The sequence below is a fragment of the Geomonas diazotrophica genome, assembly GCF_018919385.1.
GTDB lineage: Bacteria > Desulfobacterota > Desulfuromonadia > Geobacterales > Geobacteraceae > Geomonas > Geomonas diazotrophica.
The window spans coordinates 226,556-239,513 of the sequence record NZ_JAHLMF010000003.1; the positions used below are offsets into that span (position 1 = coordinate 226,556).

Annotated in this window: 16 protein-coding genes and 1 pseudogene; 15 read left to right on the forward strand and 2 right to left on the reverse strand. The window is 60.0% G+C overall.

Features of this window, described 5'->3' with window-relative positions; genetic code table 11:
* Positions 1-10 precede the first annotated feature (10 nt).
* The 3 genes from KOM00_RS04610 to KOM00_RS04620 all read left to right on the forward strand — a co-directional run bounded on the left by KOM00_RS04610 (position 11) and on the right by KOM00_RS04620 (position 4,620).
* A complete protein-coding gene (locus tag KOM00_RS04610) occupies positions 11-1,219 on the forward strand; it encodes a glycosyltransferase family 4 protein (protein WP_216497663.1) in 1,209 nt (402 codons plus the stop codon).
* 45 nt (positions 1,220-1,264) lie between these two features.
* Positions 1,265-3,718 (forward strand): YfhO family protein, encoded by a 2,454-nt coding sequence (locus KOM00_RS04615; protein ID WP_216497664.1) that lies wholly within the window; start codon positions 1,265-1,267, stop codon positions 3,716-3,718.
* 110 nt (positions 3,719-3,828) lie between these two features.
* Positions 3,829-4,620 (forward strand): tRNA1(Val) (adenine(37)-N6)-methyltransferase, encoded by a 792-nt coding sequence (locus KOM00_RS04620; RefSeq protein WP_216497665.1) that lies wholly within the window; start codon positions 3,829-3,831, stop codon positions 4,618-4,620.
* Between the two features lie 29 nt (positions 4,621-4,649).
* Here the strand turns inward: KOM00_RS04620 and KOM00_RS04625 are convergent, their stop codons facing one another.
* Both KOM00_RS04625 and KOM00_RS04630 read right to left on the reverse strand, forming a co-directional pair.
* Positions 4,650-5,135 carry a DUF721 domain-containing protein gene (locus KOM00_RS04625; protein ID WP_236026742.1) on the reverse strand — a complete coding sequence of 162 codons (486 nt, stop codon included), beginning with the start codon at positions 5,133-5,135 and terminating at the stop codon, positions 4,650-4,652.
* On the reverse strand, positions 5,119-5,385 hold the full coding sequence (locus KOM00_RS04630; protein ID WP_216497666.1) for a hypothetical protein: 267 nt from the start codon (positions 5,383-5,385) through the stop codon (positions 5,119-5,121). Before KOM00_RS04630 ends, KOM00_RS04625 begins: the two co-directional genes overlap by 17 nt.
* Before the next feature lie 93 nt (positions 5,386-5,478).
* Between KOM00_RS04630 and KOM00_RS04635 the strand changes: the two genes are divergently transcribed.
* From KOM00_RS04635 to KOM00_RS04690, 12 genes and pseudogenes are all read left to right on the forward strand, one after another.
* Positions 5,479-5,742, forward strand: a complete 264-nt coding sequence (locus tag KOM00_RS04635) for a DUF3343 domain-containing protein (RefSeq protein ID WP_216497667.1) — start codon at positions 5,479-5,481, stop codon at positions 5,740-5,742.
* Positions 5,739-6,332 (forward strand): sulfurtransferase-like selenium metabolism protein YedF, encoded by a 594-nt coding sequence (gene yedF / locus KOM00_RS04640; protein WP_216497668.1) that lies wholly within the window; start codon positions 5,739-5,741, stop codon positions 6,330-6,332. Before KOM00_RS04635 ends, yedF begins: the two co-directional genes overlap by 4 nt.
* A gap of 151 nt (positions 6,333-6,483) precedes the next feature.
* A complete protein-coding gene (gene ffh, locus KOM00_RS04645; RefSeq protein ID WP_216497669.1) occupies positions 6,484-7,845 on the forward strand; it encodes a signal recognition particle protein in 1,362 nt (453 codons plus the stop codon).
* Positions 7,846-7,952: 107 nt separating this feature from the next.
* A complete protein-coding gene (gene rpsP / locus KOM00_RS04650) occupies positions 7,953-8,219 on the forward strand; it encodes a 30S ribosomal protein S16 (protein WP_135869506.1) in 267 nt (88 codons plus the stop codon).
* A 51-nt stretch (positions 8,220-8,270) separates the two neighbouring features.
* Positions 8,271-8,501: a KH domain-containing protein gene (locus KOM00_RS04655; RefSeq protein ID WP_216497670.1), complete on the forward strand. Its 231-nt coding sequence runs from the start codon at positions 8,271-8,273 to the stop codon at positions 8,499-8,501.
* A gap of 3 nt (positions 8,502-8,504) precedes the next feature.
* The gene (gene rimM / locus KOM00_RS04660) at positions 8,505-9,023 is read left to right on the forward strand and encodes a ribosome maturation factor RimM (RefSeq protein WP_216497671.1); all 519 of its coding nucleotides are present in this window, start codon (positions 8,505-8,507) and stop codon (positions 9,021-9,023) included.
* Positions 9,020-9,736: pseudogene (trmD, locus tag KOM00_RS04665) on the forward strand (tRNA (guanosine(37)-N1)-methyltransferase TrmD); the annotation flags it as partial. The gene rimM and the pseudogene trmD, both read left to right, overlap by 4 nt.
* Positions 9,737-9,873: 137 nt before the next feature.
* The gene (locus KOM00_RS04670) at positions 9,874-10,443 is read left to right on the forward strand and encodes an RNA methyltransferase (RefSeq protein WP_216497673.1); all 570 of its coding nucleotides are present in this window, start codon (positions 9,874-9,876) and stop codon (positions 10,441-10,443) included.
* Between the two features lie 95 nt (positions 10,444-10,538).
* Positions 10,539-10,895 (forward strand): 50S ribosomal protein L19, encoded by a 357-nt coding sequence (rplS, locus tag KOM00_RS04675; RefSeq protein WP_129124523.1) that lies wholly within the window; start codon positions 10,539-10,541, stop codon positions 10,893-10,895.
* A gap of 204 nt (positions 10,896-11,099) precedes the next feature.
* Entirely contained in the window at positions 11,100-11,792 is a 693-nt protein-coding gene (locus KOM00_RS04680; RefSeq protein ID WP_216497674.1) for a ribonuclease HII, read from the forward strand.
* Between the two features lie 95 nt (positions 11,793-11,887).
* Positions 11,888-12,265, forward strand: a complete 378-nt coding sequence (locus KOM00_RS04685) for a YraN family protein (RefSeq protein ID WP_216497675.1) — start codon at positions 11,888-11,890, stop codon at positions 12,263-12,265.
* 181 nt (positions 12,266-12,446) lie between these two features.
* Positions 12,447-12,887: a DUF4149 domain-containing protein gene (locus tag KOM00_RS04690; RefSeq protein ID WP_216497676.1), complete on the forward strand. Its 441-nt coding sequence runs from the start codon at positions 12,447-12,449 to the stop codon at positions 12,885-12,887.
* Positions 12,888-12,958: the final 71 nt, after the last annotated feature.

Here is a 12,958-nt window from a genome sequence, read left to right on the forward strand (position 1 = left end):
AGGAGTGCAGGTGAAAATAGTCTTCCTGGCACCGTTCGGGATTCGCCCCAAGGGGACCGTTTTGGCTCGCATGATCCCGCTTGCCGAGGAGCTCCAGGCCCTGGGGCACGAGGTCGTGGTCATCGCCCCTCCCTACACGAACCCCGAGGACTCCGGAAAGACGGAAGTGGTACGCGGCGTGCGGCTCGTGAACGTAGAGCTTGGCCCGAGCCACAAGGTTCTTGCCGTTCCTGTGCTCGCCTGGCGCATGTTCCGCTCGGCGCTCGCGGAAAAAGCCCACCTTGTGCACCTGTTCAAGCCAAAAGGGTATGGTGGTGTCGCTGCGATGATGCACCTCGCCTTGCAAAGTCTTGGACTGAGGTTACCCCCCCTGTTCGTCGATACTGATGACTGGGAAGGCGACGGCGGCATGAACGAGTTGCATGCCTATTCGGGGCCGGAAAAACGCTTCTACCGCTTCCAGGAACGGTGGCTGCTGCGCCATGCTGTTGCGGTGACGGTGGCAAGCCGGGGCCTGGAGCATCTTTGCGTGGCCGCTGGGGCGCTGCCGGAGCGCCTGCTCTACCTCCCCAACTGCGTCCGCGAACTGGGGAAAAACGACGGGACGGTGGCGCGCGACGAGCTGGGAATCGACCGGCAGGCCCCGGTCATCCTTTTGTACACGCGTTTTTTCGAATTCAGCCAGGAGAAGCTGCATTACGTCTGCTCCGAAATCTTTGCACAGGTTCCGCAGGTGAGATTTCTGGTGGTAGGCAAGGGACGCCACGGTGAGGAGGATGCGCTGCGCTTAGCGGCACAGGAAGCCGGTTTTGCAGGCGCGCTTGTCATGGCGGGGTGGACGGAGCCGGAGCGGATACCAAAGCTTCTTGCCGCCGGCGACGTGGCCATCTATCCCTTCGCCGATACTCTGGTGAACCGGACCAAGTGTCCCGCTAAACTCACCGAACTGTTACTGGCGGAGCGGGCGGTAGTGGCCGATCGAGTCGGGCAGTTGGCCGAGTACATCCGCGACGGCGAGTCCGGCATGTTGTGCGATCCCGATCGCTGGGAGGAGATGGTGCACCATGCTGTTGGGCTGCTTTCCGACAGCGAGCGACGCCTCAAGATAGGTGCCGCGGCGCGAACGCACCTGTTGCAGAACTTCAACTGGAAGGCCGCGGCGCAGCGGCTGCAAGAGTTTTATGCCGGAGCCGCACGTCTCGCGCCGCCTCGGTGTTAGCGGCTACTTTGCCCCAATGTATTTCACTTTCGGAGCCTTGTCTTTATGAATGAACGCCGCAAAGATCTTCTTTTTCTGGCGATGCTGCTGGCCGTGCTGCTGCTTTTCTTTTCCAAGATCCTCTTTACGCACCAGATCATCCGTGCTCCGGACATCATCGCCGAGTTTTACTGGGGGGTGAGGGATTACGGGACCAGGGCCTTTCTGGACCTGTGGAAGGTCAACCTCGTCGCCGACTGGAACATCTATGTCAACAGCGGGCTCACCCTGGAAGGGGGGGGCGCGTCCGGCCAGTTACTTTTTTTGCGCAACCTCGTTTTCTGGCTTTTTCCCGCACCGGCGAACGTCGCCTGGTATATCGTGCTGCACTTTTTCTTCGCCGCCACAGGCACCTACTACCTGTGCCGACTGCTGGGCGCAGGGAGGCTGGGCGCGTTTTTGGGCGGTCTGATTTTTGTCCTGGCACCGGAGAACGCATCGCTGATCAACGCCGGTCACGTCATGAAGTTGGCTACCATTTCGTTTGTGCCGTGGGTCTTTTATTTCTTTGAAAAGGGGTTCCAGACCAGGCGCCTGGTGTATTTTCTTACTACCGCGGTAGTCCTCGCTCTCCAGTTCTTCCACACTCACTGGCAGATAGCGTATTACACCTGCCTTGCCGTGGCATGTTACGGCATCGCCAGGTCGATACTCATCCTCAGGGAGGAACAGGTAGTGGGGAAGGAATTCGCGCGCCTTCTTGGGCTTAACGTGGCACTGCTGGTATTTTTCCTGACCACCGTCGCCATTTCGCTCGCACCTTTGGCCAACTGGGCCAAAGAGACCAACCGTGGCGTCAACAGCGGTGCCAACGTCGTCGCGACCTCTGGGCAGAAGACGGCAAAAGGGGGGCTTGACCGGGAAGAGGCGATGTCGTGGTCGATGCCGCCCGAGGAAACCGCCGCATTTGTCATCCCGGGCCTTTTCGGTTTTTCACGCCAGGAGGGGGGGGATAACCCAACCAACATCGATGTCTACTACTGGGGACGGATGAACTTCACCCAGACCGTAAGCTATATGGGGCTGCTCCCGTGGTTGCTGCTGCCCCTGCCCCTTATCTTCAGGCGCGACCGGTACACATGGCTAGCACTTGCAGCCGTAGTGGTAGGTGTGCTCTTCTCGATGGGCAAGTACACCCCGTTTTACAACCTGCTCTTTGACTACTTTCCCGGCATCAATCGGTTCAGGGTGCCGAAGATGATGATGTTCATCCCGGTGCTTGGGCTGGGAGTCCTTTCCGCGCGTGCCGTCGACCTGCTGCTCGACCCGGCGCTGCGCCAGAGCCGTGAGTTCAAGCGGTACATCACGGGGGTTGCCCTTGTTCCTATTGCCCTCCTGCTGTTTTTGGTCATCGAGGTGGCTGGGGCACGCACTTGGGTGAATCTCTTTCTGGAAATGCTGGCCCAGCCCACGAGGTACCAAGCCTCCAGCGAGCAACTGGTCGCACAGCGCTGGGGGAACCTTGTGCAGGAGACGGGGATTGCCGCCGGTCTCTCCGCATTGTTCGCCGGGGCGTATTTCTTTTACTACCGTGGGCGTTTGAGTGCCCGGATGCTCATTTACCTGCTACTCGCCCTTTTCATCTGTGACGTCGGCCGAGTGAACGCCAAATTCCTGGTTCTTACCAACGAGCCCCAGCAGGTCAAGGGGGTGAAGACACCTGAAATCCAATTCCTTTCTGCCATGCCCAAGGAATACCGGGTGATCCCCATGGACGGCGACCCGATGCAGTACGCGACTGCCGGCATACCGGTGATGTTCACCTCCAATCCGGTTCAGCAGCGCCGTTGGCAGGAGTTTCTGGACAGCTTCAACTTGCTTTCCAGTATGCCGGACATCATCAACGTGAAGTACTTGTTGCTGACCAAGCAGCAGTTCGATCAGGACAAGGGGACTTTACTCGCCAAGTACCGGCCGGCTTTCACTTCCCCGGACGGAAACAGGATGATTCTAGAGAACCCCAATGTCCTGCCCAAGGCGTGGCTCACACCGGTTGCGGTCCAGGTCCCCAGCGCCACCGAAGCACTGGGCGCCCTGCAGAACCCGCAGTTCGATCTCAGGGTGGTTGCGCTGGTGGAGTCGGCCCCCCCCATCCCGATGCTGGTTCCCGGCGCCGCTCTCCCGGTGATGGGCCCCGGGCAGGTGCGCATCAACAAGTACGAGGCGGAAAAGATAGACCTCGACGCCGCGGTGTCGATGAACTCGATGCTGGTTATGGGGGAGAAGTACTACAAGGGATGGAAGGCGACGGTGGATGGCAAGCCGACCGAGATCTACCCGGTCGACCACGTGTTGCGCGGCATCTACCTGACCCCCGGCACGCACAAGGTCGAGATGGTTTTCGATCCGACGCCGTTCAAGATCGGCAAGACCCTGACCCTGGTATCCTTCGCCATCTTCGCCCTCTTCCTCGGCCGCGAGGTCTGGCTGGCGCGCAGGGCGAAAGGGGCCAGACCATAAACCGAACACTGTCACGCAAAGCCGCCAAGACGCAAAGGAAACCGGAAGTCATTGACTTTCCCCTTTGCGCCTTTGCGGCTTTGCGTGAGTAGGCATCTATGGACTCTTGAATGCAGAATCTCAACTTTGACCTGGAAACCCTGGACGAGCTCTCCGGGTACGACCTGCGCATCATACAGCCGCGACACGGGTACCGGTTCTCGGTGGACCCGCTGCTTTTGGCGGACTTCGCCGGGGTACGAAACGGTGAGTCCTGCGTGGACCTCGGGACCGGGTGCGGTGTGATCGCGCTGCTCCTCGCACGCCTCTCCGGCAACTGCTCGGTCACTGGAATCGAGTTCCAGCCGGCCATGTTCGATATCGCTGCGCGCAACGTCGCCCTGAACGGGCTCTCGGAACGGGTCGACATCGTGCAGGACGACGTGATCTCCCTGAAGACGCGCTTCCCGGTGGACAGCTTCGACCTGGTGGTCTCTAATCCTCCGTACCGCCGTCCCGGCACCGGAAAGATCAGCCCCCGCGCCGGACGCGACGAGGCCCGACACGAGACGAGCGCGACGCTGGCCGATTTCATGGCGGCGGCAAAGTATCTGGTGAAACCTTCCGGCCGCATCTGTTTCATCTACCACACCTGCCGACTGGCTGAGCTTATGGCCCAGGCGGCTCAGCAAAAGCTCGCGCCGCTGCGGCTGCGCATGGTGCACGGCAACAGCTCGATGGACGCCAGGATGTTCATGATCGAGTTGGCGAAGGGAAGAACGGGAGAGCTGAAAGTGGAGCCCCCCCTGATGGTCAGAGGTGAGGGGAGTGGTTATTCAGATGAAAAGCTGAGAATCTATAGGCTTCAACGCAAAGACGCGGAGCCGCAAAGTCGCGGAGACGAAACGGGTGCAACCCCTTAAGCCTCCTTGGCGCCTTTGCGTTAATGCTTTTAGCCTTTGTCCTGGTGTTCTTTGTCTTTACGGATGAGGCTTTCGAAGACGGCGCGGAGTTCGGGGTCGGTGACTGTTTCGGCTTGTTCCTTGATCCAGGCCTGTTCGTCCTCACTCAGCTTGCGCCGCTTCGGCGCCTGCTGGGGCTTGGCGGCCGCTGATCTGACCTTGCCCCCCTTGAGCTGGATCTCTTTTACCAACTCCTCGTCCAGGGCTTCATTCACCTTGGCGATGAGGTCTTTCTTCAGGTAGGTGAGCTGCTGCAGCCACGGGGAGCTGTCGACATGAAGGGTGAGGGTGCCTTCGCGGAAGGAGGCAGGTTGGGCGTGTAGGGCGATCTTGCTGCCGACCGCTTCGTCCCACACTTCCCAGATGCGCCCCTCTTTGAGCCGCAACTCGGCAGGGGTGCCGCGCAAAAGGGCGGTCAGGAGATCGGTGACCGGGGCCGGCCGTTTCATCTTGGGGCGTTTACTGCTCGTCTTCAACGGGGTGTCTCTTGCGGTACATCCTGCCGCCGATGATCTGCCCGAACACGGCGCTGGATATGCTGAAGGGGATGAATCCCCACCCCAGACCGGTCTTGATCCTGAAGTAGATAATGGCGGGGATGGAGATGTGGACGTAGAAGTACCAGCCGAAGGAAAACTTCGGGTAGGACTGCCTCTGGTACCCCAAGGGGATGTTGATCAACGTGGCCACTACTACGAGTGCCGCTGCGTAAAGCACGGTTTCCATGTTTACCTCTCGGGTCGGTAATACTATGGGTTTGACCTCTCTTTGTCAATGTGCTTCTATGGCGTTGCTTTGCGCTCAGTATAAGGAGTTGTTGTGATAAAAGACGGAGACTTCGTGGCCATCTTCAATTCCATCCACCGCGTGATGGAGGCGGAGCGGCTGCTCAAGGATAAACAACTCAAGATCCTGCTCATTCCGGCGCCGCGTGCGCTCGCGGCCGACTGCGGTCTGGCGATCCGGTACGCCGAGGACGTGCGGGGCGAGGTTGAAGGGACGCTTGCCGCCGCGGGGCTCTTGCCACGCGACCTGTACAGAAAAAACGGAGACAGCTTCGAGAAGATAGGAGAAGAGCAATGAACAACCTTGACGTGAGGGGGATGGCCTGCCCGCTGCCGGTCGTGCAGGTGAAGAGGGCGCTCGAGGCGGCACAGGGCGCGGAACTGCGCGTGCTGCTCGATGACGGCGCGCCGCGCGAGAACGTGAAGCGTTTCGCCCAGGGGCGCGGCTACCGGGTGCAGGAAGAACAGCTCGAAGGCGGCTTCGCCTTCACCATTACCGGCCCCGGCACCCCGACTGCACGCGAAGCGGCTCCCGCTGCTGCCGTTGCCGCAGGCCCGACGGTGATGCTGATCGGCTCGGACCGTATGGGGGACGGCCCCGAGGATCTGGGACGCCTCTTGATGAAGAACTTCATCATGACGCTTCTGGACCTGAGCGAACTGCCGGACCGGATCTTCTTCGTCAATACCGGCGTGCTGCTCGCAGTCGAGGGGTCCGAGGTGGTCGAGACGCTGAACGAGCTGGGCAACCGCGGCGTCGAGGTGCTCTCCTGCGGCATCTGCCTCGACTTCTTCAAGAAGAAGGAATCGCTCGCCGCCGGCGGGGTGACCAACATGTTCACCATCGCGGAAACCATGCTCAACGCACGCTCGGTCCTGCGGCCGTAACTGACGTTGTCACCGATAATTTCGCTTGACAATTTGCGACTATATCCACTAAAGTGACTCTCTTGCCGCGGGATACCTGTGCGCTTTTGCCGGGCCGTGCGGTTTTTTCTGGAAAATAAATACGTCATTTCGACGACTTATAGGCTTATAGATGTTCGCGACTCTTTCCGATAAACTCGACCTGGTCTTCAAGAAGCTCCGCGGGCAGGGGGTGATGACCGAGGACAACGTCAAGGATGCGTTGCGCGAGGTTCGTCTTGCGCTGCTCGAAGCCGACGTAAATTTCAAGGTCGTCAAGGATTTTGTCGAAAAGGTGCGCACGCGTGCCGTCGGCACCGAGGTGCTGCAGAGCCTTGCCCCCGGGCAGCAGGTGATCAAGATCGTCCACGACGAGCTGGTGCTCCTCATGGGCGGCAGCGAGGACAACTCGCTCGATCTTGCGGCCAAGCCGCCGGTGGCGATCATGCTGGTCGGCCTCCAGGGCGCCGGTAAGACCACCTCGTGCGGCAAGCTGGCCAAGTACCTCAAGGCGCAGCGGAAGAAGCCGCTCCTCGTCCCGGCCGACGTGTACCGCCCGGCCGCGATCGAGCAGTTGAAGGTGCTCGGCCGCCAGCTCGACATCGAGGTGTTCAACTCGCTAGCAAGCCAGAAGCCTTTGGACATCTGCCGCGAGGCGCACCGCTACGCGACCCTGAACGGTTTCGACGTCATCATCTACGATACCGCCGGCCGCCACCAGATCGATGATTACCTGATGGAGGAGCTGGAAGGTATCCGCGACGAACTCGCCCCGCGCGAGACCCTGTTCGTCGCCGACGCCATGACCGGCCAGGAAGCGGTCAACGTGGCGCAGGGGTTCAACGACCGTCTCGGCATCACCGGTGTCATCCTGACCAAGTTGGACGGCGACGCCAAAGGCGGCGCGGCGCTTTCCATCAAGGCGGTTACCGGGAAACCTGTTAAATTTGTAGGCTTGGGCGAGAAGCTCGACGCGCTGGACGTGTTCCACGCCGACCGCCTGGTCTCCCGCATCCTCGGCATGGGCGACGTCCTCACCCTGATCGAGAAGGCGCAGGCCACCTTCGACGAGAAGGAAGCCGAGCGTCTGCAGCAGAAGATGAAGAAGAGCGGTCAGTTCGACCTCGAAGACTTCAGAAGCCAGCTGCAGCAGATCAAGAAGATGGGCTCGCTCGAATCGATCATGAACCTGATCCCCGGCATGGGGAAGGCGATGAAGCAGATGCAGGGCGCCCAGCCTTCCGAGAAGGAGCTGAAACGGATCGAGGCGATCATCGACTCCATGACTCTCAAGGAGCGCGCCAACCACACCATCATTAACGGCAGCCGCCGCTTGAGGATCGCCAAGGGTAGCGGCACCAGCATACAGGAAGTGAACCAGCTCCTGAAGCGCTTCACGGAAGCTCAGAAGGTCGTCAAACAGTTGCAGAAAATGGGCCCCAAGGGATTGATGAAAGGAATGAAAGGCATGGGTAAAGGGATGCTCCCCTTTTAGGCCGCTTGCCTTTGACTATTGCACCAACTCAGATACAGTTACCAGAATCGTAAACACAATACACGCAATGGCGGATCCCAAGGATCCGAGAATACCAGGAGGAAGAAATGGCAATAAAGATCAGACTTGCACGTGCGGGCGCTAAGAAGAAACCCTTTTACCAGGTAGTGGTTGCTGACTGCCGTAGCCGCAGGGACGGACGCTTCATCGAGAACGTCGGCACCTACGACCCGAACAAGAACCCGGCGGTTTACAACCTGGAAGAAGGGAAGACTCTGGAGTGGCTCGGCAAGGGCGCTCAGCCGACCGACACGGTCAAGCAGATCCTGAAGAAGACCGGCATCTGGGAGAAGTTCGTCGCCCCTGCCGCTTAATATCTCTTAGTACCGGCCAGCCGGATATCCCACACTACAGAGGATAGCGACATGAAAGAGCTTGTTGAGACCATCGCCAGGGCACTTGTAGACGATCCGAACCAGGTGAGAGCAACCGAGGAGTTGGAAGAAGAAACCAACGTAATCAAGCTGACCGTCGCAAAAGAGGATATGGGACGTATCATAGGCAAGGAAGGTCGCACAGCTAAAGCGATCCGCACTTTGCTCAACGCTGTCTCCACAAAGGACAACAAGAAAGCCATCCTTAAGATTGTAGAGTGATAGATGTCCGGTAGTAACAAAGTATTGATTGGCAAGATCCAGGGTACGCACGGGATCAGGGGACAGTTGCGGGTCATTCCCTTTGCGGGGGATGCCTCGAGTATCTCGCAGCTAAAGAGCGTTTCCATCACGTCTCCGAAAGGGGTCATGGAGGAATTCTCCGTGGTCTCCGCCAAGCCCAACGGCAAACGGGTCATCCTGACCCTGAAGCCGTTTGACAACATCAACCAGGTGCTGCACCTGGTCGGCAGCGAGATCTACGCCGACCGGGTGGCGCTCCCGAAACTCCCCGATGACGAGTTCTACTGGTCCGACCTCCTGGGGCTCCAGGTTGTTACGTCGGATGGGGAAGAGCTGGGAGAGCTGGTCGACATCATCGAAACCGGCAGCAACGACGTCTACGTGGTCAAACACGACGGGCGCGAGGTACTCATCCCCGCACTCGAGGACGTCGTATTGTCTGTTGACCTGGCAGCAGGTCGCATGACGGTCTCTCTTCCCGAGGGGCTGCTCGATCTATGAAATTCGACATCCTGACCCTGTTCCCGGCTATGTTCGAGGGACCGCTGACCGAGAGCATCCTGAAGCGCGCTAGCGACAAGGGGCTCATCGAGATCGGCCTGCACAACATCCGCGACTGGGCCTTGGACAAGCACGCCACCGCCGATGACTCCCCTTACGGTGGGGGCGCCGGGATGGTGATGAAGGTCGAGCCGCTCTCGGGCGCCATCGAGGCGGTCAAGGAAAAACGGCCGGGTTCTAAGGTGATCCTCACCACACCGGGGGGGCGCCCTTTCACCCACCAGGTGGCGCAGGAGCTTTCCCGCGAGGAAGGGCTCATCATCATCTGCGGCCGCTACGAAGGGGTCGACGAGCGGGTGCGCACCCTGTTCGTGGATGACGAGATCTCCCTGGGGGATTTCGTGTTGACCGGCGGGGAGATCGCCGCCATGGTGATCGTCGACGCTGTGTCCCGGCTGGTGCCGGGGGTGCTGGGGCACGAAGAGTCGGCCCAGTACGATTCGTTTGCAGACGGGCTTTTGGAGTACCCGCAGTACACCAGGCCTCCCGAATTCAGGGGCGAGAAGGTTCCCGACATCCTCCTTTCCGGCAACCATGCCGAAATCGCCAAGTGGCGCAGGAAGGAGCAGATCAGGAGAACGCTCGCCTCCCGTCCCGAGCTCCTCGACGGGATCGAGTGGAGCAAGCAGGACAAGAAACTTCTGAAAGAGCTGGGGCTGGACCCCAACGTGAAGGCGAAGCCGGCGAAATTGTCCGCCGACGAGTCCACCGAAACTTCAGTGAAGGTGGAAGCCTTGGCGAAGGCGGACCTGTCCACCGAAGCTTTAGCGAAGGCGGAAGGTGGAAGCGCATGACCTCGGCAGCTAACTTCAGCCTGGCGCTGATCCACTTCCCGGTGTACGACAAGCACAAGGACGTGGTTGCGACCTCGGTAACCAACCTGGACATCCACGACATGGCGCGGTTGACGCGGACCTTCGGTCTGGCCCGCTACTACATCGTGACCCCGGTCGTGGAGCAGATCAAGCTCGTTGAGAAGGTGCGGGAGCACTGGCTCACCGGCTGGGGTTCCACCTACAACCCCAAGCGGAAGATGGCGCTTGAGACGCTGCAGTGTGAAGAGTCGCTGGAGTCGACCATCGCGGACATCGAGAGCCGTAACGGACGCAGGCCCAAGGTGGTCGTGACCGGCGCCTCAGGCAGACCCAACAGCGTGACGTTCGCAGAGCTGAAGGGGCTCATCGACGCCGATCCCGAGCAGCCCTATCTGCTGCTTCTGGGAACCGGTTGGGGGCTCATCGAGCAGGTGTTCAACAAGAGCGATCTGGTGCTGGAGCCGATCAAGGGAGCGGGTGATTACAACCACCTCTCGGTACGCTCCGCGGCATCGATCATGCTGGACAGGCTTTTCGGGCGCTAGGCGCCAAATGGATAGATTGGTAGTCGAGTAACGCAGGTCAACTGTCAGTATTAAGTCTTATGGCTAGAGGTTCCAGATAAGGGAGGAAGTACCAAATGAACAAGATTGACATGATTGAAATGGCACAGATGAAGAAGAACATCCCGGTTTTCGTTCCGGGCGACACCATCAAGGTGCAGGTTAAGATCGTCGAGGGTGACAAGAGCCGTATCCAGGCTTTCCAGGGCGTGTGCCTTGGCCGTCAGAACGGCGGCATTCGTGAGTCCTTCACCGTGAGGAAGATCTCCAACGGCGTCGGCGTGGAGAGGGTGTTCCCGCTGCACTCCCCGTCCATCGAGGCGATCGAGGTGGTGACCCGCGGCCAGGTCCGTCGTGCGAAGCTGTACTACCTGCGCAAGCTGCGCGGCAAGGCTTCCAGGATCAAGGAAAGAAAATACGTCGCCGGCCAGTAACAGGCTCGCAGTCGAAAAAGCCCCGGTCCGGCGACCGGGGCTTTTTTTGTTCACCCCGAAAGCGCAAAACCGTCAGCCACGGAGAAAATCGGAGAAAATCGGAGAGAGGCGAAAGACGTTAGGGGTAACCCAAAAGCTTCGCTTCTGTTTGGGTTTCTCAGAAGTTCTCAGATTTTCTCCGTGGCCAATGGTTCAGGTTTTACCATGACCGGTCTTTTCCCCGACAACCCGGACGCTCCCATCGACATGCTGGCACTGGAAGGGCAGGTGCTGCGGCGCGGCTACGCTCGCATCGCCGGCGTGGACGAGGCCGGGCGCGGTCCTCTGGCGGGTCCGGTGGTCGCTGCCGCAGTCATCCTCCCCACGGGCATGCTTCTCCCCGGGGTGAACGACTCGAAGCAACTCACCGAGGAGAAACGGGAAGAGCTCTTCGACGTCATCTACCGCGAGGCCCTGGCTGTGGGCGTCGGCATCGGGGATCATGCCCTGGTGGACCGCATCAACATCCTCCAGGCCACGCTCTCCGCGATGGGCGACGCCGTGCGTGCCCTGAGCGTCGCCCCCGACTTCCTCCTCATCGACGGCATCTCCAGCGTTCCCATGAACATCCCGCAGCGCACGGTGAAAAAGGGGGACTCTTTGAGCCTTTCCATCGCCGCCGCTTCCATCATCGCCAAGGTCACCCGGGATCGCATGATGGTGCAGTACGACGCCCAGTTTCCCGGTTACGGCTTCGCCAGCCACAAGGGGTACGGCGCCGCCTCGCATCTCGCCGCCATCGCGGAACTGGGGCCCTGCCCGATCCACCGCAAGAGCTTCAGCGGCGTCAAGGAACACTGCCCCGCCGAGCCGGGTGCAGCCCCCTGCGAGCCTTCTACCGGACTTTTCTCCTTCTAGCTGACTATTTTCCAGCCTTCGCTATCAGGTCACTGTACTTGCTGTTACACTGTTGTCTTGTTCACCGGGCGGCACTATCACTGCGGGGGGCGGCTATGCCAGTCAACAAAAGCAACGGTTCTGTCGGCGGCACCGGCGAATCCATCGCAGCCACCTACCTGAAAGGGCAGGGTTTCAAGATAGTCGAGTGCAACTTCCGCTGTCCCTGCGGGGAGATCGATATCGTCGCCCGTGACGGACGCACCATCGTCTTCATCGAGGTGAAGTGCCGCAAGAACGACAATTACGGGCCGCCTCAGCTCGCGGTGACGCCCTTCAAGCAGCGTCAGATTTCCAAGGCGGCGCTGGTCTGGCTCTCCAGGAAGAAGCTCTACGATGCCGAGGCGCGCTTCGACGTGGTCGCCATCGTGCTGCACGACCACGACCTGCCGGACATCGACCATATCCGTAACGCCTTCGATCTCGCCTACTAGAGCGGGTGCAGATTCCTTCTCATTCCCTATTCCCGGGAGAGAATCCCCTCTCCCAGGGGAAGAGGGAGGAGATCCCTGAGCATCCCCGCTCATCCCGGGAGAGGGAGAAGCCATCGCTACCGCACTGTAGGGGCGGATAATCATTCGCCCTGCTTAAAAGAACCACCAAGGAGGAACGTACATGCAGGTTGTTGCAGCGATCTACCGTCTGGCCATCTCCCTCTGGCTCGGAGGGGCCGCCCTCTTCACCTTCGTGCTCACACCGATCCTGTTCCGCTCCGAGAGCCGGGACGTCGCGGCTCGCATTGTGGGGCTCTTTTTCCCAGGCTACTTCCGCTGGGGTGTCGCCTGCGGCGTCATCGCTATCATCTGCCGCGTGGTCATGGCCGGCAAGGGTACGGTCCTCGCGGCCGCCATCATCGCCGTCATGCTGACGCTCTCCTCGATTCAGGCCTTCTACATCGAGCCGAAGGCCGCCGAGATCAAGAAGCAGATCCCTTCATTTGAAACGACCCCGAAGGAAGATCCCATGCGCCGCCAGTTCTCCAAGCTGCACGGTGTCTCCGCCGTCTGCAACCTCTCGGTGATCGCCGGCGGGGTCGTCCTCGTCATACTGCTCTAGCCGCTGTCCTCGCTCGCCGTCACTTCCTCCCCACGAAGGGGAGGGGGGCGGGGAGGGGTACGCCAACTCTC

Bases quoted from the DNA above. Each gene is read 5' to 3' on its own strand.
- KOM00_RS04615 (WP_216497664.1), top strand. From the start codon at position 1,265: ATGAATGAACGCCGCAAAGATCTTCTTTTTCTGGCGATGCTGCTGGCC.
- KOM00_RS04620 (WP_216497665.1), top strand. From the start codon at position 3,829: ATGCAGAATCTCAACTTTGACCTGGAAACCCTGGACGAGCTCTCCGGG.
- KOM00_RS04630 (WP_216497666.1), bottom strand. From the start codon at position 5,385: ATGGAAACCGTGCTTTACGCAGCGGCACTCGTAGTAGTGGCCACGTTG.
- yedF (WP_216497668.1), top strand. From the start codon at position 5,739: ATGAACAACCTTGACGTGAGGGGGATGGCCTGCCCGCTGCCGGTCGTG.
- ffh (WP_216497669.1), top strand. From the start codon at position 6,484: ATGTTCGCGACTCTTTCCGATAAACTCGACCTGGTCTTCAAGAAGCTC.
- rpsP (WP_135869506.1), top strand. From the start codon at position 7,953: ATGGCAATAAAGATCAGACTTGCACGTGCGGGCGCTAAGAAGAAACCC.
- KOM00_RS04655 (WP_216497670.1), top strand. From the start codon at position 8,271: ATGAAAGAGCTTGTTGAGACCATCGCCAGGGCACTTGTAGACGATCCG.
- rimM (WP_216497671.1), top strand. From the start codon at position 8,505: ATGTCCGGTAGTAACAAAGTATTGATTGGCAAGATCCAGGGTACGCAC.
- KOM00_RS04670 (WP_216497673.1), top strand. From the start codon at position 9,874: ATGACCTCGGCAGCTAACTTCAGCCTGGCGCTGATCCACTTCCCGGTG.
- rplS (WP_129124523.1), top strand. From the start codon at position 10,539: ATGAACAAGATTGACATGATTGAAATGGCACAGATGAAGAAGAACATC.
- KOM00_RS04680 (WP_216497674.1), top strand. From the start codon at position 11,100: ATGACCGGTCTTTTCCCCGACAACCCGGACGCTCCCATCGACATGCTG.
- KOM00_RS04685 (WP_216497675.1), top strand. From the start codon at position 11,888: ATGCCAGTCAACAAAAGCAACGGTTCTGTCGGCGGCACCGGCGAATCC.
- KOM00_RS04690 (WP_216497676.1), top strand. From the start codon at position 12,447: ATGCAGGTTGTTGCAGCGATCTACCGTCTGGCCATCTCCCTCTGGCTC.